The sequence below is a fragment of the Shewanella sp. 553 genome, assembly GCF_059338375.1.
The window spans coordinates 3,823,537-3,846,091 of record NZ_CM181701.1 but is presented as its reverse complement, the minus strand read 5'-3'; the positions used below and the strand labels follow the sequence as shown (position 1 = coordinate 3,846,091).

At 48.1% G+C, this 22,555-nt stretch carries 21 protein-coding genes; 6 read left to right on the top strand and 15 right to left on the bottom strand.

What is annotated here, in order from left to right; translation table 11 throughout:
* Positions 1 to 27: 27 nt before the first annotated feature.
* The 3 genes from tdh to AC5YBZ_RS16975 all read right to left on the bottom strand — a co-directional run bounded on the left by tdh (position 28) and on the right by AC5YBZ_RS16975 (position 3,430).
* On the bottom strand, positions 28 to 1,053 hold the full coding sequence (gene tdh, locus AC5YBZ_RS16985; protein WP_475515265.1) for an L-threonine 3-dehydrogenase: 1,026 nt from the start codon (positions 1,051 to 1,053) through the stop codon (positions 28 to 30).
* Between the two features lie 90 nt (positions 1,054 to 1,143).
* Positions 1,144 to 2,340, bottom strand: coding sequence for a glycine C-acetyltransferase (locus AC5YBZ_RS16980; protein ID WP_475515264.1), 1,197 nt, complete (start codon positions 2,338 to 2,340; stop codon positions 1,144 to 1,146).
* 436 nt (positions 2,341 to 2,776) lie between these two features.
* A complete protein-coding gene (locus AC5YBZ_RS16975) occupies positions 2,777 to 3,430 on the bottom strand; it encodes a TetR/AcrR family transcriptional regulator (protein ID WP_494520547.1) in 654 nt (217 codons plus the stop codon).
* Between the two features lie 302 nt (positions 3,431 to 3,732).
* Between AC5YBZ_RS16975 and waaA the strand changes: the two genes are divergently transcribed.
* Positions 3,733 to 4,998 (top strand): lipid IV(A) 3-deoxy-D-manno-octulosonic acid transferase, encoded by a 1,266-nt coding sequence (waaA, locus tag AC5YBZ_RS16970; protein ID WP_494520548.1) that lies wholly within the window; start codon positions 3,733 to 3,735, stop codon positions 4,996 to 4,998.
* Positions 4,999 to 5,075: 77 nt separating this feature from the next.
* Here the strand turns inward: waaA and AC5YBZ_RS16965 are convergent, their stop codons facing one another.
* Positions 5,076 to 5,801 carry a 3-deoxy-D-manno-octulosonic acid kinase gene (locus tag AC5YBZ_RS16965; RefSeq protein WP_494520549.1) on the bottom strand — a complete coding sequence of 242 codons (726 nt, stop codon included), beginning with the start codon at positions 5,799 to 5,801 and terminating at the stop codon, positions 5,076 to 5,078.
* 462 nt (positions 5,802 to 6,263) lie between these two features.
* On the opposite strand from AC5YBZ_RS16965, the gene AC5YBZ_RS16960 reads away from it, so the two are divergent.
* From AC5YBZ_RS16960 to AC5YBZ_RS16950, 3 genes are all read left to right on the top strand, one after another.
* Positions 6,264 to 7,307: a glycosyltransferase family 9 protein gene (locus AC5YBZ_RS16960; protein ID WP_494520550.1), complete on the top strand. Its 1,044-nt coding sequence runs from the start codon at positions 6,264 to 6,266 to the stop codon at positions 7,305 to 7,307.
* Positions 7,308 to 7,419: 112 nt separating this feature from the next.
* Positions 7,420 to 8,496: a hypothetical protein gene (locus AC5YBZ_RS16955; protein ID WP_494520551.1), complete on the top strand. Its 1,077-nt coding sequence runs from the start codon at positions 7,420 to 7,422 to the stop codon at positions 8,494 to 8,496.
* Positions 8,493 to 9,611 (top strand): glycosyltransferase, encoded by a 1,119-nt coding sequence (locus tag AC5YBZ_RS16950; protein WP_494521561.1) that lies wholly within the window; start codon positions 8,493 to 8,495, stop codon positions 9,609 to 9,611. Before AC5YBZ_RS16955 ends, AC5YBZ_RS16950 begins: the two co-directional genes overlap by 4 nt.
* 139 nt (positions 9,612 to 9,750) lie before the next feature.
* On the opposite strand, the gene AC5YBZ_RS16945 is transcribed toward AC5YBZ_RS16950, so the two are convergent.
* The 5 genes from AC5YBZ_RS16945 to AC5YBZ_RS16925 are packed head-to-tail and all read right to left on the bottom strand — an operon-like array spanning position 9,751 to position 14,610.
* Complete coding sequence (locus AC5YBZ_RS16945; protein ID WP_494520552.1) at positions 9,751 to 10,887, bottom strand: glycosyltransferase family 9 protein; 1,137 nt, start codon at positions 10,885 to 10,887, stop codon at positions 9,751 to 9,753.
* Between the two features lie 8 nt (positions 10,888 to 10,895).
* Positions 10,896 to 11,672 carry a glycosyltransferase family 25 protein gene (locus AC5YBZ_RS16940; RefSeq protein ID WP_494520553.1) on the bottom strand — a complete coding sequence of 259 codons (777 nt, stop codon included), beginning with the start codon at positions 11,670 to 11,672 and terminating at the stop codon, positions 10,896 to 10,898.
* Positions 11,673 to 11,690: 18 nt separating this feature from the next.
* Entirely contained in the window at positions 11,691 to 12,536 is an 846-nt protein-coding gene (locus tag AC5YBZ_RS16935; RefSeq protein ID WP_494520554.1) for a glycosyltransferase, read from the bottom strand.
* Between the two features lie 43 nt (positions 12,537 to 12,579).
* Entirely contained in the window at positions 12,580 to 13,533 is a 954-nt protein-coding gene (rfaD, locus tag AC5YBZ_RS16930) for an ADP-glyceromanno-heptose 6-epimerase (protein WP_494543244.1), read from the bottom strand.
* A 60-nt stretch (positions 13,534 to 13,593) separates the two neighbouring features.
* Positions 13,594 to 14,610, bottom strand: a complete 1,017-nt coding sequence (locus AC5YBZ_RS16925) for a glycosyltransferase family 9 protein (protein ID WP_494543243.1) — start codon at positions 14,608 to 14,610, stop codon at positions 13,594 to 13,596.
* A 361-nt stretch (positions 14,611 to 14,971) separates the two neighbouring features.
* Between AC5YBZ_RS16925 and coaD the strand changes: the two genes are divergently transcribed.
* Together coaD and AC5YBZ_RS16915 are read left to right on the top strand one after the other, a co-directional pair.
* Positions 14,972 to 15,448: a pantetheine-phosphate adenylyltransferase gene (gene coaD / locus AC5YBZ_RS16920; protein WP_494520557.1), complete on the top strand. Its 477-nt coding sequence runs from the start codon at positions 14,972 to 14,974 to the stop codon at positions 15,446 to 15,448.
* Between the two features lie 10 nt (positions 15,449 to 15,458).
* Positions 15,459 to 16,967 carry a capsule assembly Wzi family protein gene (locus tag AC5YBZ_RS16915; protein WP_494543242.1) on the top strand — a complete coding sequence of 503 codons (1,509 nt, stop codon included), beginning with the start codon at positions 15,459 to 15,461 and terminating at the stop codon, positions 16,965 to 16,967.
* Positions 16,968 to 17,028: 61 nt separating this feature from the next.
* Here the strand turns inward: AC5YBZ_RS16915 and mutM are convergent, their stop codons facing one another.
* The 6 genes from mutM to AC5YBZ_RS16885 all read right to left on the bottom strand — a co-directional run bounded on the left by mutM (position 17,029) and on the right by AC5YBZ_RS16885 (position 22,554).
* The gene (gene mutM / locus AC5YBZ_RS16910; protein ID WP_494543241.1) at positions 17,029 to 17,844 is read right to left on the bottom strand and encodes a bifunctional DNA-formamidopyrimidine glycosylase/DNA-(apurinic or apyrimidinic site) lyase; all 816 of its coding nucleotides are present in this window, start codon (positions 17,842 to 17,844) and stop codon (positions 17,029 to 17,031) included.
* A gap of 8 nt (positions 17,845 to 17,852) precedes the next feature.
* A complete protein-coding gene (locus AC5YBZ_RS16905) occupies positions 17,853 to 18,305 on the bottom strand; it encodes a hypothetical protein (protein ID WP_494543240.1) in 453 nt (150 codons plus the stop codon).
* A gap of 82 nt (positions 18,306 to 18,387) precedes the next feature.
* Positions 18,388 to 19,374, bottom strand: a complete 987-nt coding sequence (gene moaA / locus AC5YBZ_RS16900; protein ID WP_475515250.1) for a GTP 3',8-cyclase MoaA — start codon at positions 19,372 to 19,374, stop codon at positions 18,388 to 18,390.
* A 66-nt stretch (positions 19,375 to 19,440) separates the two neighbouring features.
* Entirely contained in the window at positions 19,441 to 21,246 is a 1,806-nt protein-coding gene (locus AC5YBZ_RS16895) for a bifunctional molybdopterin-guanine dinucleotide biosynthesis adaptor protein MobB/molybdopterin molybdotransferase MoeA (protein ID WP_494543239.1), read from the bottom strand.
* Between the two features lie 8 nt (positions 21,247 to 21,254).
* Complete coding sequence (gene mobA / locus AC5YBZ_RS16890) at positions 21,255 to 21,851, bottom strand: molybdenum cofactor guanylyltransferase MobA (protein WP_475515248.1); 597 nt, start codon at positions 21,849 to 21,851, stop codon at positions 21,255 to 21,257.
* Positions 21,835 to 22,554, bottom strand: a complete 720-nt coding sequence (locus AC5YBZ_RS16885) for an ABC transporter ATP-binding protein (protein ID WP_475515247.1) — start codon at positions 22,552 to 22,554, stop codon at positions 21,835 to 21,837. Before AC5YBZ_RS16885 ends, mobA begins: the two co-directional genes overlap by 17 nt.
* Position 22,555: the final 1 nt, after the last annotated feature.

Sequence of the window (22,555 nt, the reverse complement as noted above, 5' to 3'; positions counted from 1 at the left end):
GCCTCCTACTAGCTCAATTATACCGAGTTAATCCCAGCTAAGGATCACTTTACCAGATTGACCAGAGCGCATGGCGTCAAAGCCCGCTTGGAAATCATCGACATTGAAGTGGTGGGTAATAATGGGCGAAATATCTAAACCCGACTGGATCAGGCTGGCCATCTTGTACCAGGTTTCAAACATTTCACGACCGTATATGCCTTTGATAATTAATCCTTTAAAGATCACTTTGCTCCAATCGATTGCCATCTCTCCACCAGGAATACCCAGCATAGCAACTTTACCGCCATGGTTCATGGTATCGAGCATTGAGTGGAACGCCGCAGGAACCCCCGACATCTCCAGCCCCACATCGAAACCTTCGGTCATGCCAAGTTCGTGCATCACATCTTCGAGTTTTTCGGTCGCGACGTTAACGGCGCGAGTGGCGCCCATCTTTTTCGCTAACTCAAGGCGGTATTCGTTAACATCGGTGATCACCACGTGACGCGCACCGACATGGCGACATACGGCTGCCGCCATAATGCCGATAGGACCCGCTCCGGTGATTAAGACATCTTCACCTACCAGATCGAATGACAATGCGGTATGTACTGCGTTACCAAAGGGATCAAAGATAGAGGCTAAATCATCAGAAATATCATCAGGGATCTTAAAAGCATTAAAAGCTGGGATCACCAGATACTCTGCGAAGGCCCCTTCACGGTTAACCCCAACACCTGAAGTGTTACGACACAAGTGAGTACGACCTGCGCGGCAATTACGGCAATGTCCGCAGGTTATATGGCCTTCACCCGATACTCTATCGCCAATGGAAAAGCCACGTACCTCTTGGCCAATCTCAACCACTTCACCTACATATTCGTGACCCACTACCATAGGGACTGGGATGGTATTTTGTGACCATTCGTCCCAGTTATAAATATGTACGTCGGTGCCACAGATGGCAGTTTTACGAATTTTAATCAGTAGATCGTTATGGCCAACTTCAGGTTTTGGCGCATCGACCATCCAGATGCCTTCTTCAGGCTTTAATTTGCTTAGTGCTTTCATGTTCCACCCTATGACTGACTCACCCTAGCGGTCAGTAAAAAATGTCATTCAATAAGGGCTACAACACAATGTAGTCCCTTTGGTTTTATATTAGCCGATAATGCCCATCTCTTTACCGATACGGGTAAAGGCATCGATGGCGCGATCTAACTGCTCACGGCTGTGGGCGGCAGACATTTGGGTGCGAATACGCGCTTGGCCTTTCGGTACCACAGGGAATGAGAAGCCAACGACGTAAATGTGCTCTTCGAGTAATCGGTTGGCAAAATCGCCCGCTAACTTAGCATCACCAATCATCACAGGAATGATGGCGTGATCGGCACCGCCTAAGGTAAAGCCGGCAGCAGTCATTTTTTCGCGGAAATAACGGCTGTTCTCCCACACGGCTTCACGCAGTGCTTGGCCAGATTTGAGCATTTCAAGGACATGGATCGATGCGGTTACAATGGCTGGCGCTAAAGAGTTAGAAAACAGATATGGGCGTGAACGCTGACGTAACCAGTCGATGACCTCTTTTTTACCCGCGGTAAATCCGCCCGATGCGCCGCCTAATGCCTTACCTAAGGTACCAGTGATGATGTCGACTCTGTCCATCACATCGCAATATTCGTGGGTGCCACGGCCATTTTGGCCAATAAAGCCCACGGCATGAGAATCATCGACCATGACGAGTGCGCCATACTGGTCGGCAAGGTCGCACACACTCTTGAGGTTCGCAATAACCCCATCCATAGAAAACACGCCATCGGTGGCGATAAGGATATGGCGTGCACCTGCTGCTTTGGCGGCCTTAAGCTGTGTTTCTAAATCGGCCATATCATTGTTGGCATAGCGAAAACGCTTGGCTTTACACAAGCGTACGCCATCGATAATTGATGCGTGGTTAAGCGCATCGGACACAATCGCGTCTTCGGCGCCCAATAGGGTTTCGAACAGGCCGGCGTTCGCGTCGAAGCAAGAAGAGTAAAGAATGGTATCTTCCATGCCGAGGAATTCACTTAGGCTGGCTTCAAGTTGCTTGTGGATATCTTGTGTGCCGCAAATAAAGCGCACCGATGCCATACCAAAACCGTGATCGTTTAATCCTTGCTGCGCCGCGGCGATAAGCTCAGGGTGGTTGGCAAGGCCGAGATAGTTGTTGGCACAGAAATTCATCACTTCGCTGCCATTTACTTCGATTGATGTCTGTTGAGGAGAGGCGATTACACGCTCGCTTTTGTATAAGCCTTCAGCTTTTACTTCAACAAGTTGCTGATTAATTTGGTCGTAGAATGAGGTTTTGGTCACAGGAGGTCTCCTTCTTGGGGATAATTTTATTGTTATCATTTGCGCTTGATTCATCGAGCCTATTTAGACGCAAAATGAACGAAATGGCCTCTAACTAAGGGCCCATTTCGTCGCCGGAGTCGCGGCTTAGATGTTGTTTGAGCTCATTACGCGAACGTCAATAAGTTAGGTTTACTTGTCGATATTTACTGCCATGGTGGCCGTATTATCGACACATGAACACAGCGAGCACCAGCCACGCTAAGCGATAGGTTGGCCGAATTCTAACCTTAAATGGGCTCGGCACCACACTCTTTTTTTCATCATTAACTTAGCTAGTGCAATAACAACTTTTGCATAACAAAAAGTAATGTGAAATGTCACATAGACAACATTGTGAGGAGCAGCTTTATGTTGACTAAAGCTGCGGGGGGGATGAGTGATTGCTCCTTGGTGCTTAATCAGCGTGTTGTTCGTTCTGCGCTAGCGTCTGATAATGTTGCTCGAGTCGCATAAAGGTGGGCTTAGCATTATCACTGGCGTAAGCTCTAAAAATCATCAACACCCTAAGTAAACCCTCATACAAGGAAGTTTTGGTGATTATGGTGGTTTCAGAGTGGGTGAGGCGATTACTTATCCAGAAACAAGCGACCATTCTAATGGTGTCGGCCAACGGGGCGATATCATGATCATCGATGGTTAGTACGCCGTCTTGTTTCAGTTGGTTTAAAATGTTGCTCGCGCGTGCAAGTACCTGTTCTTGCACCTGGGTATATTGCTTATTGAGCTCGGGATCGCGGCCTAAAATGATCACTAAGTTAGAGTACATAAAGCGGAACTGCCACAGGGTATAAAATAGGGCATCGAAATAGCCAATTAATAGGTCAACATCCACTTTTTTGTCTTGATAGGGCTGAAAGCCTGATTCAAGGTGTTGCTGGTAGAGGGTGAAAATAGAGCGAATAATGTCTTCTTTATTGCGAAAGTGGTAATAGAGGTTACCCGGACTGATCCCTAAATGCGCGGCAATATGGTTAGTGGTAATGCTTCTTTCGCCGTGCTCATTAAAGAGTTCTAAGCTGGCATGGACAATTTTATCGCGGGTTTTCATGCAGATCCCAAATTAGGTCGATTAAGAAAAATGCTTAAGGTAAAGCCTTTGTTGTCGTTAGGCTCTAAGGTTGGGGTCGTTATTGTGCAAGCCCGTTGAGCTCAGGCTCTAAATGCCAACTTAAACAGCCCCTAGGCAAATGTCAATCGATGGCTTATCAGACCAGTTTGAGAGACAGTATGTATCAGTGACACATAATCTCCCTTATTTTTAAGCTGTTAACCTTGGGGGGAAAGTGCCTATAACGGCCTAGCATGCTAATATTAGGTCTCCTGTGCTTAACCGATTGACAAGCCTATCTCATGAACCGGATTTTATACTCAGCTCTACTTTATTTAGCTTCACCCCTGTTATTGCTTTATTTGACGTTTCGCGCTATAAAAAGTCCCGCTTATCGAGGCCGCTGGGCAGAACGTTTTGGCTTAAGTCGTTTACAGGCTACCGATCTGTTAGTCCATTCAGTATCGATGGGAGAAACCCTCGCGGCCATCCCGCTGATTAATAAAATAATGACCCAGTATCCGCATCTGACTCTCACCGTCACGACGACCAGTCCAACAGGGTCGGCAGAGGTCATTAAGGCGTTTGGTGACCGAGTACAACATTGCTACCTCCCTTTCGACCTGCCGCTATGTGTGGCTCGCTTTCTCAACCAAGTGCAGCCTCAACAGTGCATTATTATGGAAACCGAGCTGTGGCCTAACTTACTGCATCAGGCCAAACAACGTGGCGTAAAGTTGATGTTGGCCAATGCACGTTTATCTGCCAAGTCGGCCAAGCAATATCAGCAGCGGCCTAAACTGGTGAGCCCCATGTTGCAGACCTTAGATGTGATAGCGGCGCAGTCGAGCCCAACCGCAGAGCGTTTTATCGCCTTGGGGGTGCCGGCCAGCAAAATTGAGGTGACAGGTAGCTTGAAATTCGATCTCACCATTGGTGAGCAGCATATCGCCAAGGCAAGGCAGCTGCGCAGCGAGTGGCAGCGCCTAGAGACGCCGGTATGGGTTGCAGGCAGCGTGCATCCGGGGGAGTTTGACGCCATTTTATCGGCGCATAAAAATGTATTGATCCGCTTTCCTCATGCGCTGTTGGTCATGGTGCCAAGGCACCCTGAGCAGTTTGAGGCTGCAGCCAGTCGAGTTAACACTGCGGGATTAACGCTGGCGCGTCGCAGCCAAGCAGACAAGGTAGATACCGATACCCAAGTGTTGCTGGGCGATACCATGGGAGAACTACTCAGTTTCTATGGCGCCGCAGACCAAGCTTTTGTCGGGGGCACGCTTATTGAAAATGGTGGCCATAACCCGCTCGAACCTGCCGCCATGGGACTGCCTGTTTACGTGGGGCCCAATTTCAGGGACTTCGCCGAAATTGCGCTCATGCTACAAGAAGCAGGTGCCTTATCTGTGGTGAAATCTGCCGAGGACTTGTCACTACAATTAGTGGATAAATTTGATGACAAAGAGGCGTATCTGCTGGCTAGGGAGGCCGGGCTTAAAGTGGTGGAAGACAATAAAGGGGCGCTTGCTGCCCAATTTGCACTGGTGTGTGGTTTGCTCGACCAGTAATGCTGCATCACTTGTCGAGTACCGAGGCATGCTTGCGTTAATTTATCTTTATCAGATAGCGCCGTAATCGTCTGAGTTTACGCTTGTGAATAGCCAGCCATTAACTGCTGCCAATTGTGGTCGTTAAAATGCAGCGTGGCGAGTTTAGTTTTCTCTTTGTTAAATGAGCGTAATAAGCGGTCTAGATTAGCCTGCTGCCATTTGGGCGAGGGCGTGCGCAGTTCACCGCGGTCGAAATCAATCAAGGTGAAGTTGTCATTGCCGATTAAGATGTTTTTGGCATTAAGATCGGCGTGGTAAACCCCGCGCTGGTGGAATGTGGCGATAAGCTTACCCAAGGCTTGCCACTGGGCGTCTGTCATGGAAGCATGAGATAACTGAGCCACTAAGTCTTGTGCGCCTTCGATACGTTCAATAATGATATCACCGCGATAATGCATACCGTGACGCTGAATTTGCGCCGCGACCGGTTTAGGTACCGCAAAGCCTTCGCTAAATAACTGTTCGAGTAATGCCAGCTCGGCGATAGCACGGGTGCGCTTGAGTCCGGTATACAGGTAGCTGTCTCGGCTGAATTTAGCCATCACGCCGCCGCGGTAATAGTGACGTATCACCCACTGAGCATTCTTGTGGCGGGTAATATGTTGTGGGTCGACAAACCAAGTGGTGTAACGGCCAGTTGAAGATCCTGTGATGTCACCCAGATCCTGCCAATAGTCAAAGGTAAACCAATCGGGTGTGATGGGTTTAAGTTCTGGCTCACAAAAGGCGATATAACCGGCGTCGGTACGTTTGATTTGCATAAAATTACAAGCTAACTCTGATGGCATTAAGCGAATGGCTTAATTGTAACTGATCTTCAGCGTCGAGCAGAACTGTTTCACCGACTGTTTAAGTGCTTGAATCACAGTGTTGATATTCTTCTACTAGGGCTTGCTCAAGCGATTGTCCGCTGGGTTGCCGCGAGTCAGGTGGTGCGTTTAATTGTGAGCTTGATAGACAACATCATCAGTGGGTATTTGTCAGAATATTTAGGCCCGATTTCAGATAATAACTGCGACGCTAGTTTGGTGCGCCGCCATACTCTTGCCGTCTGGGGGAGCCTACCAATGCGAGCCTTTGGATCTTTTGGCGACAGGGCTGTAATAGCGCGCTTAAGGCTATTTGCCCGGTTTTGGGGGCTAAACATGGAACCTAGCAGCATTCTACATTAAACTCGTTGCGGATCTTTAACGGCTATTAATCCCAGTGAACCCTGAAATCTTATGAGCTTAAATTTACAGTCCGCCCACTCTTTATGTTTGCTTCGTTTATCGGCCATTGGCGATGTTTGTCATGCCGTTGCCATGGTACAGGCGATCCAGCGGCATTATCCTCATCTAGAGATCACTTGGGTGATAGGCAAGGTAGAATATCAATTGCTTAAGCATCTACCTGGGGTGCAGTTTGTGGTGTTCGATAAGTCACAAGGCTGGCGAAGTTATCTTAATCTTAAGCGTGCCATAGCTGGGCAGCGTTTTGATGTGCTGCTGCATATGCAGGTGGCGCTGCGGGCAACGATTGCTTCATTGGCCATTACCGCAAAATACCGTTTGGGATTCGATTGCGCTAGGGCTAAAGAGGGCCAATGGTTGGTGACCAATCAGCGGGTTGCGCCGTTAGCGACTCCCCATGTGTTAGACGGTTTTATGGGGTTTGCTAAAGCTTTAGGGGTAACCGATTTGCAGCCATCGTGGAATATTCCAGTCCCAGCCTCTGACACTGAATTTGCGCAGAATTTGATCCCCAGCGGCCAGAATACCTTAGTTATCTGCCCTGCAGCCAGTAAAGCCGAGCGTAATTGGCTACCTGAACGTTATGCCGCAGTTGCCGATTATGCGGTCGCGCAAGGTTATCACGTCATATTGTGCGGCGGACCTACAGCGTTAGAGCAAGATTTAGCCATTGCAATTCAAGGCTTTGCCCAGCATGAGTTGGACAATCAAGTCGGGCGCACCTCTTTAACGCAATTATTGGCCGTACTCAAACAGGCCTCCATGGTACTTGCGCCTGACACCGGTCCCGCTCACATGGCTGTCACTCAAGGCACTCCAGTGATCGGTTTGTATGCACACTCTAATCCTGGGCGCACAGGCCCCTATACTTGCTTAGATTTAGTGGTGAGTGTTTATGATGACGCTATCAGGGCACAAACATCGGGTAAGGTGGTCTGGGGTACCCGTGCAAAAGGTGCTCAACTGATGCAGATGATTAGCGTCGAGAGCGTGCTTGCTCGCTTTAATCAGCTCTCGCAACGGTTAAGCCACTAATGGTAAACTGACCAGCGCTGTGCTTACTTGGGCAAGTTACAGCGAGCAATAGTCAATAGGTACCCAATATCTTAAGGGTTGCTTACGTGGTGAAGCAATAGGGAAAGAGTGAATGTCGATAGCGCCAAAATTTCTGTTTGTCCCAGTTTCCTCCGAAGAGGGAATTGGAGAGTATATGCGCTCAAAAATTGTCGCCGATGAGGTGTGTAAACGTTGGCCTAATGCCCAAGTTGAATTTGTGCTTAATAGTCATGCTCCATATGCTCAGTCTTGCCCCTATCGTGCTCATTTAGTCGATGACACACCGACAAAACATATCAGCGCCGTCAATCAGTTGATTACCCAATTTAAGCCCGATGTGGTGATTTTTGATGCGTCGGGTCGCAAAGCCCAGCTTAAACACGCCAATTTACATGGGGCAAAAGTGGTGTTTATCAGCCAGCATCGCCGTAAGCGTGCCCGAGGCATGAAAATTGAGCGCGCACTGGTGACCGACAGTCATTGGGTCGTTCAACCTGAATTTGTCATTGGCGATATTAATTGGTTGGATAAGTTAAAACTCAATTTGATTAAACGTGAGCCGCCCATTTTTACCGGTTCAATCTTTGCTAACCCGACTCAAGCCGAGCAAGCGGTTTTGCAGCAACACTATCAGGTTAACCCTAAGCAATATCTGCTCTACAGTGCCGGTTCCGGTGGGCATAAGTTGAAAGGTGGGTTAGCCGCCGATCTGTTTGCGCAGGCGGCGCTGGCGGTGTTTAAGCAAACTGGCGTGCCAAGTTTGATGGTGTTTGGTCCTAATTACCCCAAAGCCTTACCCGAGTTTGAGGGGGTTATCGCCATTAAGCAGCTTAATACTGACGATTTTATTAATTTACTCGATGGCGCTAAGGCGGCGGTATTGAGTGGGGGGGATACCTTGTTGCAAGCCATTGCATTAAGAGTCCCGACGCTAGCCGTGGCGGTGTCGAAAGATCAGCCCAGTCGTATTAAGCAGTGCACAGCAAAACACTTGGCGCTTGACTGTGAGCCGGAAGTTGCGTCAATGAGTGAGCAGATCATGCGATTACTGCAAGAGGATACCGCCAAGCAATTAACCCAGCAGATGCAGCAAGTAGCAGAGGCTAAAGGGTTAGACATTTGTATGGCTGAAATTTCCCGCTTATTAGGACAACCCTTGTGCAAATGAAACGTATCGGCATCGCCATCGACAGTTTAGCGGGGGGCGGAGCAGAAAAAATTGTATTAACCCTTGCAGCTCAGCTTAAAAAACTAGGCCATGAGCCTCACCTCCTAGTACTGACACCTAATTGTGACTACGAGTTACCTGACGATATTCCGGTGCACTTTTGTTTCTCGCCAGAGCAGAAACAGATCGATAGTGTATGGCGCCTGCGTCACTCTGTGGCGCAAGTGCAGCAATGGCTAGAGGGGCTTGTCGAGCAGTTTGGTCAATTCGATCTGTTTTTATCCAATTTAGATAAGACCAATTTATTATTTACCAAGGCCAGCATCACTCCGCTTTACTGCGTGATCCATAACTCGATTGAAGAGGAGTTAACCCGGCAATTAAAGCTAGGTCCCTTGGCTTATTTTAATATGCTACGAGCTAAAAAAGCGCTTAATGGTCAGCACTTGGTGACGGTGTCCGAAGGGATTGAGCGTGAAATTGTGCAATCAAAGCGCGTGAGCCCCGCCTCAATTCGTACCATCTACAATCCGTTTGATATTGCGCAGATCCGTGCGCGAGCCGACGAGGAGAATAGCGACATTCCTCAAGGCAATTATCTTATTCATGTCGGACGAGTGGCTAAGCAGAAACGTCACGATATTTTATTTAAAGCCTTAGCCAAGATGCGCCAGCCATTGCCGTTAGTCCTATTATGTAATAATCCGAAAAAGGCGCTTAAATTGGCTAAAAAGCATGGCGTCGCCGACCGAGTGATCTGCCCCGGTTTTCAGGCCAACCCGTTTCCTTGGATAAAGCAAGCCAAATTGCTGGTGCTGAGCTCTGATTATGAGGGGTTTGGTAATGTGCTGCTCGAAGGGCTTGTTTGTAACACGCCAGTGGTGAGTACTCGCTGCCCTCATGGGCCCGATGAGATCTTAACTCAGGGGTTAGCCCAATATCTGGTGCCGAGACGAGATGCTGTGGCGTTGAGCCAAGCCATGGACGCCGCATTAACGGCTTATCCCGATATTACTCATATTGATATGTTTGATCGTGTGGCAATAGCTGAGATAACTCAGGCTTATTTGGCCCTGTGTGATGCGGAGTCTGAGTCAAACCAATCAAACTCATGATCCCTCTAGCGGGGGAGCTTTAATCATTATTGTCGCATGCTAGCCATTCAGAATGGTTAGCATGCGATTAAGCTCAGTGAGGCAGCAGAGCATCACTTTGCACAGTGACGCTCTGCTGCTGTATTAGTCGCTAGTGGGCTTAACGAGGCTGATACTTGCTAGTGCCGTTAAAATGAGTCTCAACTTGGCACGTAAATGCCTTGCAAACTTGCTCTGGCGTCACCGTTCTAGCCTTACCCGTGCCCTCTAAAACTAGGCTATCACCCAAAGGTTGCCACAGCTTAAAATCGCTCGCCATGATAGTCACTTGTGGTTTGCCCATACAAACGGCTAAATGCGCCGTTGCCGTGTCGACACTTATCACGATATCGCACAGACCAATCAAGGCGGGTAGTTCGAAAAAGTTATCCAATGCTGTGAAAGTGAGTATGGGTAATGGCTTCAATGTCGTATCTTGATTGATCACATCTTTGACAGCGTGTAATTGATCCGGCGGAGTATTAATCACAAAAACCAGATTGTTATATTGGTGATTGAGTTGCAATAGTAGGGCTTTGACTTGCTCCCAAGGGTAGTCTTTCTTGGTTGCGGTAGAGAGGTGGTTGATAAACACCACTAACTTATTAGGATCGCTATCGGTTAACGCTGCAATAAGCGGCTTTACGCTGTCGTGGTATTGAGGTTTGATATCGATACTAAGCTGGGTTTTGCCATCTAACAGATCTTTTGTTTCCACTCCCAAGGCTATTTTAAAGCATTGACGGTAAAGATCGGTTACATGTTGGCTATTGTTGGCAAGCTTATCGTAGTTAAAGGTCGCATCTAGCTTTTTAAAGTGTTGGTAGCCTTTAATCGTACGGATAAGGCTGCCACTTTTAGATGCCACTATGGTAGCGGTGGGTGAAATTTGCCGAGCAATTTTGGCAAATTGCTCGGGTCTATTTTTACCAATAAAGACGATCGCATCGTAATGCTTATCTTGGGCTCGTTTGATGGCCGCTTGGCGTTCATCTAGGTTGCTGACAATGGGGTAAGTTTCATTAAAGTCACCAATGGCCTCAATCCACTCCCCTAAAATCTTATTACGTCCAGTAGCCCAGTCATGGGGTTTAGTGCGGCAATCATCAAACCAAATATCTATGATTAAATGTGGGTATTTTGCTTTTAAAGCGCGTAACCACACACCTTGGTACACAAAGTCACCAATGGCAAGATGAGTCATATACAAAAGGCGCTTGGCGCCCTGCAAGGTTGAGTGATTAATTAAAGCTGCCACATAAATCCTTACTTCAGGCTCTTACTAAATAAGCTAAAAGCGTTATCTAATTTGGGCGTTGACACCAGCCGCATAAAGGCACGTTGCCAATTTAAATACAATTTATGCAGACGACGTTGTGGTAATTTTTCTAGCCCACCCGTTGGATTAATATCTGATTGTCCTTGTAAATCGACCGAGACACAATAAGGAATTAAACCAAATGGATAGATACCTAATGTCCACCAAGACTTTAAATGCCCGTCAACCGGTTGTACTACATAGGGCATACGCTGCAATAGTGTTGTCGCCCCTTGATGGCTAATCACCTGCGCTACCGCGCTGAGAGGAAACTTGTGGTAGCTAATAAACTGGTGCTGCTTATAAGTGACCGATTGGCGAATATTTTTGGGACTTCCTTTGCGCAATGGATACAGCTTAATAAAGTCCCAATTGGCGTGAGGTAGCCCAGCCATCAGCTCGACTACGTCGGCAAAGTTGCTTTCAAGATCGATATCATCTTCTAAAATAAAAGCGAAATCCAATTGATCATCGACTATCTGCTGCCAGGCTTTTTTATGGCTTAAACTGCAGCCGACTTCGCCCTTATTCAGTGCTCTGTAATAATGCTTTTTAACTAAAGCGGCCGGTGATACTTGTTCAATTTCGGCATCGGAGAGCAAATTACCATCGACTCCTTCGATGCGTTCAAAGGGGACGTTGGCGTCTGCTAACTGCTGGCTTATACGAGCCATACGTTCTGGCGAGCGAGCCAAGTTAATCACAAATACTTTGTATTTCAGCATGATGATCTGTCTTATTCGTTATATGGTGACGAAGCTTTTAGCTAGCGTATTGATAATTGGTTTGGGCAATTTATAGCGTTTATGCGCTTTATCGATAAACAGCTGCCATCCTGCTTGTTGCAGATCTGCTAGGGTTTCGCTATCAAGATGCTGGTCGAACAGTTCACAAAAATCATTGATAAACCTTACTTCGCGCTTTAGCGATGAGTTGGTATATCCTCGTCCAGCATAATGAATAAAGCTAGCCTGCTTGTAACCATCGAGACCTAATACATCCATTCTGTTAAATTCGGCAGAAATGCTTTGATGCTTTAAATTATCTCTATGAATAAGATAGTTAACATAGGTTTGCTCGTAATACTTAATGTGATTACATATTTTTTGTAAATCATCTAACTGTGCAATTTCAAATAAAGGGCACTGCTTTGAGATCAGCATGCAGCCTAAGTTGTAGTACACAGGGCGTTGATTAACCTGAGGCCAATTGGGTAGGTCACCCATGATGTGGGTAATTTTATCAATAACCGGTTGGCGTTCGAGTAACTCACCTTCATTAAACAGATACAGGGTTTCGAGGTCATCGTACACCTCAAAAATATTGTTAGCATCTGGAGTGATAATGATGTCGGCATCGACATACAAAACCCGATCATATTCTTTAAGTAGCTCTTTAATATAGAGCTTTTCTGTCCATGCAGGGCTTGCAGTATGTTTAGGTTCGCTAATCGTGATCGGGTAATGCAGCTCTTTCGAAACAATGAGATCGGCACCGACTTTTTTGGCGTACTGTTCGAAGCTCAGTAACGCCGCACGATACATCGGATTTTCATCGCCAATAGCAAGAGTGAAAATAGCTTTTTTCATCATTGTGTCCATGTTGAAGAATTAGGTACGGTGAACTTGCAGGTCATTGGCCAATGAAATGCTGTGTTTTAAGCCAGTTTAAGTATTCAGGCACGGCCTGCTCAACGGTCTTAAATACGTCGGTGTAGCCCGCCGCCCGCAGTTGAGTCAAATCGGCTTGGGTGTAACTCTGGTAGGCACCTTTTAACTTATCGGGGAAAGGAATGTACTCAATGTGGCCTTTCGCGTGATAGTCGATAACGGCGTTGGCGACATCATTAAAGCTCTGGGCTTGGCCGGTACCGCAGTTGTATACACCTGAAATACTGGGGTTTTGCCATAACCACAAGTTAACTTTGACGACATCTTCAACATAGACGAAATCACGTAATTGCTCACCATTGTCGTAACCATCGATGCCTTCGAACAGACGGCAAATACCGTTAGCATTAATCTGATTATTAAAATGAAAAGCCACGCTGGCCATGCCACCCTTGTGTTGCTCGCGAGGTCCGTAAACGTTGAAGTAACGTAGGCCAGCGACTTGGGTATTAACGTTTTGTCTTCTCACATATTGGTCGAATAAAAACTTAGAATAGGCATAAACGTTAAGTGGTTTTTCTAACTCACGCTGCTCGATAAACTTGTCACTGCCGCCATAAACCGATGCCGATGAGGCATAAATAAACTGGCAGTTATTTTGGGTACTAAAGTGCATTAACACCTTAGAATACTCATAATTATTGGTCATCATAAACTTGCCATCCCACTCTGTGGTAGAAGAGCACGCACCTTGATGAAAAATAACTTCGAGTTGGTTGTCGAACATGCCACTGGTTATTTTTGCAAGAAAATCATCTTTATCGAGATAATCGGCAATTTCACAATCGGCCAGATTGAACATTTTTGTGCCATCGGTCAGATCGTCCACCGCGATAATATCGCTGCGGCCCATGTCGTTGAGGGCCTTGACTAAGTTACTACCAATAAATCCTGCTGCACCTGTCACTACTATCATATTATTCTTCCAAATTTTTTAGCAAACCTAAGGATAAGCGCAATGATGAAGCTCGATTGCTTATTGCTGATCCGCGTAATGAGTATCTAAAAAAGCCGCGATGTCGTTGGCCGCGGCATCAAAATCTATCAGCGCCATATTACGGCCAGTTCGCTTGCCTACCGGTGGGGTAAACGCTAAACGTTTGTGGCTTTGAGTTAACGTTTGCCAGCGTATCTTGGGTGCTGAGCGTCTACCCGCATAAAAACCCACTGTGGGTACGTCATGTAAGCCGGCTAGATGCAACGGACCAGTTGAGCCCGCGATAAACATATCCGCCGCGACAATGGATTCGGCAAAGTCGGCCAAGCTGGGCAGTGGCTTAGCCATCACCACTTTAATGTCATCTTGGCGTAAGTTGTCATAAATGCTTTGCGCCAGCACCTCTTCGTCACCACTAAAGGTTAGAACAAACTTGCAATCTCGCTGCGTCTGCTGATTTACCTTACGTAACAGGGCGGCAAAATCTGCTGGCGCTAAAGCGCCAGAAGAGCCTCCAGTGCCAGCATGAGCAAAAATTAATAACTCATTACCTTGTTGACCATAATATTGCTGCCATTTCTGTCTGTGTTGACTCATGTCCCAATATTGCTTGGGCAGTGCAGGGATAGGGTAGCCGTGATGACGTAAAAAATGCTCTACAAGCATGCAGCTGCCGCGCCAGCAGGGTTCATCTTTACGGTAGGTGACATTGGCTCTATGACGATAGAGATACTGAAACCAAGCGTGCTTAGGAGCCAGCTTGTAAGGCACATCTAAATGGCGGATCAGTTTATAGGTGCGCAACTCTGATAATGAAACCAAAATCGCATCATATTGGCGCTCGGCAAATTGTTGGCTGATGGCGGCGTCGTCGCCATTATCGACGATGACATGGTCAATATAGGGGCACGCTTGGGCAAAGGCTTTGACTGCAGGCGAGACAAACACTTCAATGCTGGCTTGAGGCAATGCCGTTTTGAGCAGATACAAAGACGGCCAAGTGAGGACAAAGTCCCCAATCTTATCGTGTTTTATCAGTAAGACTCTTTTTATCATATAAAAATCAACCAACTACAGTTTATTACGTCAAGCGAGGCCCAGTCTTGTTAGCGATAATCACTCCCGAACCGCCTGCGACAGGATAAAATTTGCAGCAGTATAACAATTATAACGCTTTTGATCTGTGTTTTAAGCGTGAGATATGCAGGGGCTATCTCAGTTTATTCTGGGTAATTGAGAACGTTACTGTCATCGGGCGGTCATGAAGGTAACAATGTTGGCCGATAGTTGTGGCAGCTATAATCACTGATAGTAGATCGCAGTTTTGGCGGCGATTAAGCTAAAAAGATTGGTTCATTCTAGCGGATAAAATCGTTACACTATGCGCCATTACGACGTGAGCTAAAGTGAGTCAAATATGCACACGAAAGCGATTTACCCTGGAACATTTGATCCTATTACTAATGGCCATGCGGATCTCATAGAGCGGGCCGCCAAGCTATTTAAGCATGTAGTTATCGGTATTGCCGCTAATCCTTCTAAGCAGCCGCGCTTTACTTTGGCCGAACGTGTCGAGCTAGTGAAGTTAGTGACCGCTCACTTGGATAATGTCGAAGTGGTTGGTTTTAGTGGGCTATTAGTTGATTTTGCCAAAGCGCAGCGGGCCAGTGTCTTGGTGCGTGGCTTGCGAGCCGTGTCCGATTTTGAATATGAATTTCAGCTAGCCAATATGAATCGACGTCTCAGTGCCGATTTAGAAAGTGTGTTTTTAACCCCCGCCGAAGAGAATTCGTTCATCTCATCGACATTAGTGAAAGAGGTGGCATTGCATGGTGGCGATGTCAGTCAGTTTGTTCACCCCGCAGTGAGCAAAGCGCTCGAACTCAAGGATTAAACCGTTCGTTATGATCATCAATAAAATCAAAGCTTATTTTACCGCCGCAGTGGTTGCAACTAGCCTGCTATTTGCTTCAGTCGCGCATAGTGCACCTTGGGTCGATGTGTCTGATATTTACCTGCGTGCCGATATTCAGGCGCTAGCCGATGCGGGGGTGATAACGGTACCAGTTAATACCTATCCGCTTATGTGGTCAGGGATCGGCGTCGATTTGAATAACATTGAGCCGTCTAAGTTAAGCCCTGCCTTGGCGGATGCATTTGCGCGGGTTAATTTTTATTACAATAACGCAGTGGGTAATCGAGGCAATACCAGCATCAAAGCGGTGGCAGCGACTGATGCCGCAAGGTTCCAACACTTTGGCTCTGATTATCGTGAAGAGGCTGAGCTACAGGCGAGCCATGAATATATGGGCGAGCGTTTTGCCTTTAAGCTTGCCGCAACCGCCACTCTTGATCCACTCGATGAAGAGGAATTTCGTCTCGATGGTAGTTATGCTGCCATGGCGCTTGGCAACTGGATGCTCACCGCAGGCGTAATAGAACAGTGGTGGGGACCTGGCTTTGACTCGGCGCTACACAAGTCAAACAATGCTCGCCCCGTTCCTTCGGTGATGATCAGCCGTAATAACGCCGCGGCATTTGCAACGCCTTGGCTCTCTTGGATAGGGCCATGGACCTTGACCACTGGCATTAGTGAGCTCGAAGAGGAGCGTGCGGTTGCTAACCCCTTGTTATGGAATATGCGAGGTAGCATCAGGCCGCTGCGCCAACTCGAGATGGGCCTGTCGTGGACCACCATGTTTTGTGGTGATGGGCAAGAGTGTGGTTTGTCTACCTTGTGGGATGCGATTGCCGGTAATACTACCTGTGTCAATGGTGAGCCAAGTTGCGATCCTGCGCTGCAAAGCAAAATCGGCAACCAAATGGCGGGTTTCGATATTCGTTACGCCGACACCTGGTTTGATATTCCTGTGGGCATCTATTTAGAGCGTACCTGTGAAGATTCTAGTGGCCCGATGCCGTGGGACTTAGCCGATTGTGCCAAGTTATTTGGTGTCGATAGTCGTTTCGATTTTGACCATCAGCAATATAAGCTGTTTTTTGAATACACAGATACCATGGTCGCCTGCGGTGAAAATCAAAATGCATTTAACTGCTTTTATGAACACAGCACTTATCAAAGTGGTTCTCGTTACTATGGCCGCTCATTAGGCAGTACCTATGATAGCGATGCCAAGGTGTATGTACTCGGGTTGATTGGTCAATTTGCCAATAGTCATGGTCTAACGTCGGTAGTACGTTACGCCCAGCTTAACAATGACGGTGTTAACCGTGGTGGTGAATGGGCGCCGCAGCCATCTAAAGAAGATCTACTCATGCTTGAATTAAGCTATCGTCTCCCCCTTTGGCAAGGCATGATGAGTGTGGGGGGGACGGTATCACAGTCGAAGTTCGAAACCGCCGACAACGACACCGATGCGACCCTGTTTGGTACCTATGAGTATCGTTTTTAATTTAGGTCGCTGGTGGTAATAAAAAGGCTGACAGTGTGTCAGCCTTTTTTGTGTTTCGTCCTTAACGGTGCTGGCACAGACCACAAAAGACCGTGGCTCTTTGGCCTAACTTAATCTCGCTTAACAGGTTACCGCATTGGGTACAGGTCTCACCGCCGCGACCATACACATGCAATTTTTGGGCGAAATAACCGGGTTTACCCTCGGCATTGGTGAAATCTTTGAGTGTGGTGCCACCCTGCTTAATGGCATTGGCGAGGATCTGTTTCACCTCGGCTACCAGCAGTGTCAGGCGTTCGTTATCGATTCGCCCTGCTTCGGTTTGCGGATGAATACCGGCGGCAAATAGGGCTTCATTGGCATAAATATTACCGACTCCCACCACGATATGATTATCCATAAGGCATAGTTTTATCGCCTTTTTCTTACCCGTCAAAGCTTGCGCTAAATAATCGACATTAAATTCGCTTTGTAGCGGCTCGGGGCCAAGTTTGGACAATAAAGGGTGCGCAGTTTCAGGAAGCTCACACCATAGCCAAGCGCCAAAACGTCTTGGGTCGTTAAAACGCAATATTTTGCCACTGGCCATGACTAAGTCGATATGATCATGTTTTTCAACCTTGGTCGAGCGAGAGACGATCCTTAAGCTGCCAGACATGCCTAAGTGGACAATCGTGGTGCCAGCGTCGGTGTCGATTAGCAGATATTTGGCGCGGCGACGGATATTGCGTATGGTCTGCCCCACAATTTGCTGGGCAATATCAGGCACGGGCCAACGCAGTGACGGGTTACGTACAATGAGTGCGGTAACCTGCTGGTCGATAAGGTGCGGCGTAATGCCTTGGCGAGTCACTTCCACTTCGGGTAATTCAGGCATGGTATTCTCTATTTTGGGCTAGCGTTAATGATGGGCACCAGTGCGCCACGTAAACTGGGAGGAATTTGATACCAATTGCCTGCGGGCGATCTCAGCAGGCCCTCCTCGGGATAGATGACCCACACCTGCGGCGTAGCAATATTGGTAATTTGAATCACCAGTTCATGGGGTGTCGATTCTGGCGGGATCAGTTTGTTGATAGGTGAGACTAAAATCGAGCTCCAGGCATCGGCCCATTGACTGCAATTGAGGATCTGCGGCGTACATTGCCATGAAAATCCACCTTGGCTCAACCACACATCATCATATTGCAATTGATGTAACGGCGCGGCTTTATCAAATAGCGGCTGAGCGTCATCGGGGAGCGAAGGGGTCTCACGATCTAAAAAGGTGAGAATTGCCACCATAGCCACCGAGGCGAAGATAATGATGTTATTCCACTTTTTACGAGATAATGCCATCGTTGCTTTAACTCAATTGTTATCGATACAGATAATGAGTTTATCATCGAAAAAGCACTAGGGCATTATCTTAAGCGGGTCATTAGCCGCCGGTGGTATTCATAAAACGCAGGATTTGCGTATCATCCTCGCCGCCAAAATGGTGCTCTTTAGGTTTGAGCTTAATGGCGGCGATAATCGCCTGCTTTAGCCGGCTTATATCTCCAGGGTATTGACGTACAATCGCCTTAAGGTCGACCGAGTTTTCATTGCCTAAACACAGCAGTAAACGTCCCTCAACCGTCACCCTGACGCGGTTACACTCATGGCAAAAGTTATTGCTGTGCGGTGAGATAAAGCCCACATGGATAGCACTGCCTGCCATGGTGTAATAGCGCGCCGGCCCGCCGGTACGTTTGTTAGACAGCATCAGCGGGTAACGCTGCTCTATGATGGCTTTCACCTCGTCACTGCTGCAATGACGGCTCTGTTTACGTTCGTCGATAATGCCCAAAGGCATCTCTTCGATAAAGGCAATATCCAGTTCGCGCGCGCGGCAAAACTCGATTAAGTCGAGCACCTCATCATCATTTTGGCCCCGCAGGATCACCGCGTTGACCTTGATCCGCTTAAAGCCTGCCGCCTTAGCCGCATCGATGCCCGCGATCACCCGATCCAGTTTTCCCTTGCGCGTCAGCTCAGTAAAACGTTCAGGTTTAAGGGTGTCGAGGCTGATATTGAGCCTATTTAAGCCAGATTGATGCATCTTGTCGGCAAATTTAGTCAGCCTTGAGCCATTGGTGGTCATCGACAGCTCTTGCAGCCCGGGTAACTTACCCAGCAGGCTCACTAATTGATCGCAATCGCTTCTCACTAAAGGCTCTCCGCCCGTGAGGCGAATTTTTTTGACCCCAAGTTCGGTAAAGGCTTGGCCAACCCAGGCCAGCTCTTCGAGGCTAAGCACCTGCTCTCTATCGAGAAAGCAGGGATCTTCGCTCATGCAGTAGACGCAGCGAAAATCACACCTGTCCGTGACCGAAAGGCGTAAATACTCGACGGTGCGGCCAAAGGTATCAACAATCAAACTCATACAAGATCACCTACAACGGCCAGTGGTGCGCTGGATACCCACTGGCCCGGCTAAAATAATGACCGCTTATAACAGGTCGGTAAAAGGCTGAATATACACAGTGTCGCCAGGGGCGAGTTGTTCATCCTGCTCGCCGATGACGATAAGGCAGTTGCCCTTGACCATAGAGCTGAGCATCCCAGAGCCTTGAGCCCCCGTGCTGCTAACATGCAGCTTGCCATCGACGCCTAAGTGATACACGCCGCGGCTAAATTCGGTGCGTCCGATACGGCTGCGTAGCTGGCAATCGGCGATGGCGGGTAGCAGTGTGGGAGCCCAAGCTGACTCGCCAGCTAACTTGCGCAGTGCAGGTTGGACAAACTGCATGAAAGAGACCATCACGGCCACCGGATTGCCGGGTAACCCAAAGAATAGGCAGTCGCCAATTTGACCAAAGGCCAGTGGGCGACCTGGGCGCATATTGATACGCCAAAAGTTAATTTGGCCTACTTTGGCTAAGGCGAGTTTAATAAAGTCTGCATCTCCGACCGACACGCCGCCAGAGCTGATCACGGCATCGGCTTGTTGCGCCGCGCCTTGCAGCGCTTCCACCAAGGCCGCTTCTGAATCGTGAATGATCCCGAGGTCTATCACCTCACAGCCTAACTGTTTGAGCATAGATTTAATGGTGAAGCGGTTAGCGTCGTAAATGCAGTTGGGCTTTAATGGTTCACCCGGCTGGCAGACCTCGTCACCGGTAGAAAAAACCGCCACTCGTGGTTTGCGGTGCACTGCCAGCTGGCCAAAACCTAATGACGCTAGCATGCCTTGATGGGCCGCTTGTAGGCGGTGCCCAGCGGCCAGAGCCGTGCGACCCTTGGCGATATCTTCACCGGCTTGACGTACGTGTTGCCCTAAGGTGATATTACCGCTAAAGCTTACCTTATCACCTTGATCATCGGCCAACTCTTTCATCTGTACAGTGTCAGCGCCCTCTGGTACTGGTGCGCCAGTCATAATACGCACCGCTTCACCGTCATTTAAGCGGCCTTGATAACTGTGTCCCGCCATTACATCGGCAACAATCTGGTATTGGCTCAACATAGGGTCGCTATATTTAAAAGCGTAACCGTCCATTGCCGAGTTGGTCTGCTGCGGCACATCGACGGGCGAAATCGCATCTTCGGCCAATACCCGATTGCTGCAATCATCGAGGGCTACAGACTCGACTTGCGTCACGGGCTTAACGAAAGAGAGGATATTATCCACGCCTTGTCTGACAGATAGGCTGTTGCTGCTGTCCATTTCGCAGCCACACTCAGGCGCGGCTTGTAGCGGCACCTGGGTGGTTGATGGTGTCCAGTTTTTTGCATATTGGATAACAAAATTGGCGATCTGTGCGACGTTATTAATATCCAGTCGCTGCAGATCTGATGGCAGCTGGGTGTCATCGCAACAGGCGATCGCTTGAATATTAGTGTCGTGAGTATGGATAAAGGGTTTGCCGTGAGCGGCGCGGTGCAGTTCGATTTTCGGTAAGGCCAATTTTTTAAAGCCTTCGACCAAGACGATATCTATTTTGTCCTGTTCAATCTGCTTAAGCAGGTGCGGTAACTCTGGCGCATCGGCCACCAAGTCTTCAGTCATCAATGCCCAGCGTACATGGGAAGCAACCAGCATCTGGCGTGCACCGGCTTTACGCATCTCGTAACTGTCTTTACCGGGAATGTCGACGTCAAAATCGTGATGAGCATGCTTAATCACCGCTAGGCGGATCCCACGACGATTAAGTTCTGGGATCAGTTTTTTCAGCAAGGTGGTTTTGCCTGTACCGCTATAAGCACAAAATCCGAGAACGGGCACCGACAGGGGATTATTAAACGCTATGCTCATGTAGACCTCTAAATTGATTGGGCTATTGCCTCAGAAAGCTGTTGTTTTTGTTCTGGCGTGTTGACGTTGACAAAGGCATTGGGCTGGTCAGAAAAATCGCAAACCGCACAGTTATGTTGAGCGTACCAGACATCAATTTTACGCTCGCCAGCATCTAAAAATGCCTTCATCGAACTGCGTAGCTCAGGCTTGATCAGTAACACCACGGGTTGTTCACGTTTGCCGTCACTGGCCACGGCCATGTCGGCCTGCTGAGCGTCAATAGCCGCTAGCATTCTTGCCGCTAAATCCTGGGGTAACAAAGGGCAATCGCAAGGCACCACTAATAGATAATCGGCCAAGGTATGGCCTAGTGCGGTGATCATGCCTGCCAAGGGGCCAAGATAGCCAGAGTCTTCATCGCTTAATACTTTGAAACCAAATTCAGCATACCGATTTTGGTTACGATTTGCGTTGATCAGGATCTCCTTAACTTGAGGTTTTATCCTGTCAATGGCGTGCTTGATCATAGGTTGGCCATTGAGTTCGACCAAACCTTTATCGTTACCGCCCATACGTCTTGCCATGCCGCCGGCAAGGATCACCGCATCAATTTGCTGTGACATAGTGTAATTCCTGCTTATGTTGGTTGAGTCCCACAATGGGCGATGCTGCTGCATCGGTAGCAATAATCTGTTGCTGTTCTATTTGCCAACTTTGTTCACACAGGCTGGTGAGTGAACAGCTTTGATGACTACTGATAAGCATACCTGTTCCCTGTGTTTTTAGGTCACTTATCATGGTCAATACTAATTGCTGTGACAGTTTGTCCATGTTAGAGGTGGGTTCATCTAACATCAATAATTTCGGCCGCATGACCCAAGCGCGTGCAATCGCCAAGCGCTGACGCTCGCCACCAGATAGGCTTGCAGCTTGCTGTTGCATGAGGGGGCCTAATTGTGCCATTTCGACGGCGGTGCGTGTTCGCTGCTGTATCTCTTGAGTCGAGAGCTCGCAAAAGGGTTGCACATAATTAAGGTTATAGGCAACGTTGCCATCGAACAGGTAAGGGTGCTGGTGTAAATACACGGCTTTGCCTAGCAAAGGGTTGCGGCGCCACCAAGGCGATGATGGAAATCCGTGGGCCTGTAGGTTGCCACTGGTCGGGGCTTGTAAGCCGGCAAATAGTTTCATTAAGGTGGTTTTACCCGAACCGTTATCACCTTGCAGGTGTACGGTTTGCTGCTGGGTAATGCTGAGGTTATCGAAACGATATAGCAGGCGGCTACCAAAACGCATTTCGATATTACTGGCCGTTACTTTAACCATA

Coding starts and splice junctions, on each gene's coding strand:
- AC5YBZ_RS16905 (WP_494543240.1), bottom strand. CDS start 18,305: ATGGCATTATCTCGTAAAAAGTGGAATAACATCATTATCTTCGCCTCG.
- tdh (WP_475515265.1), bottom strand. CDS start 1,053: ATGAAAGCACTAAGCAAATTAAAGCCTGAAGAAGGCATCTGGATGGTC.
- rfaD (WP_494543244.1), bottom strand. CDS start 13,533: ATGATAGTAGTGACAGGTGCAGCAGGATTTATTGGTAGTAACTTAGTC.
- coaD (WP_494520557.1), top strand. CDS start 14,972: ATGCACACGAAAGCGATTTACCCTGGAACATTTGATCCTATTACTAAT.
- AC5YBZ_RS16895 (WP_494543239.1), bottom strand. CDS start 21,246: ATGAGCATAGCGTTTAATAATCCCCTGTCGGTGCCCGTTCTCGGATTT.
- AC5YBZ_RS16965 (WP_494520549.1), bottom strand. CDS start 5,801: ATGCAAATCAAACGTACCGACGCCGGTTATATCGCCTTTTGTGAGCCA.
- moaA (WP_475515250.1), bottom strand. CDS start 19,374: ATGAGTTTGATTGTTGATACCTTTGGCCGCACCGTCGAGTATTTACGC.
- mobA (WP_475515248.1), bottom strand. CDS start 21,851: ATGTCACAGCAAATTGATGCGGTGATCCTTGCCGGCGGCATGGCAAGA.
- AC5YBZ_RS16885 (WP_475515247.1), bottom strand. CDS start 22,554: ATGGTTAAAGTAACGGCCAGTAATATCGAAATGCGTTTTGGTAGCCGC.
- AC5YBZ_RS16940 (WP_494520553.1), bottom strand. CDS start 11,672: ATGCTGAAATACAAAGTATTTGTGATTAACTTGGCTCGCTCGCCAGAA.
- AC5YBZ_RS16915 (WP_494543242.1), top strand. CDS start 15,459: ATGATCATCAATAAAATCAAAGCTTATTTTACCGCCGCAGTGGTTGCA.
- waaA (WP_494520548.1), top strand. CDS start 3,733: ATGAACCGGATTTTATACTCAGCTCTACTTTATTTAGCTTCACCCCTG.
- AC5YBZ_RS16960 (WP_494520550.1), top strand. CDS start 6,264: ATGAGCTTAAATTTACAGTCCGCCCACTCTTTATGTTTGCTTCGTTTA.
- AC5YBZ_RS16975 (WP_494520547.1), bottom strand. CDS start 3,430: ATGAAAACCCGCGATAAAATTGTCCATGCCAGCTTAGAACTCTTTAAT.
- mutM (WP_494543241.1), bottom strand. CDS start 17,844: ATGCCTGAATTACCCGAAGTGGAAGTGACTCGCCAAGGCATTACGCCG.
- AC5YBZ_RS16955 (WP_494520551.1), top strand. CDS start 7,420: ATGTCGATAGCGCCAAAATTTCTGTTTGTCCCAGTTTCCTCCGAAGAG.
- AC5YBZ_RS16935 (WP_494520554.1), bottom strand. CDS start 12,536: ATGAAAAAAGCTATTTTCACTCTTGCTATTGGCGATGAAAATCCGATG.
- AC5YBZ_RS16950 (WP_494521561.1), top strand. CDS start 8,493: ATGAAACGTATCGGCATCGCCATCGACAGTTTAGCGGGGGGCGGAGCA.
- AC5YBZ_RS16925 (WP_494543243.1), bottom strand. CDS start 14,610: ATGATAAAAAGAGTCTTACTGATAAAACACGATAAGATTGGGGACTTT.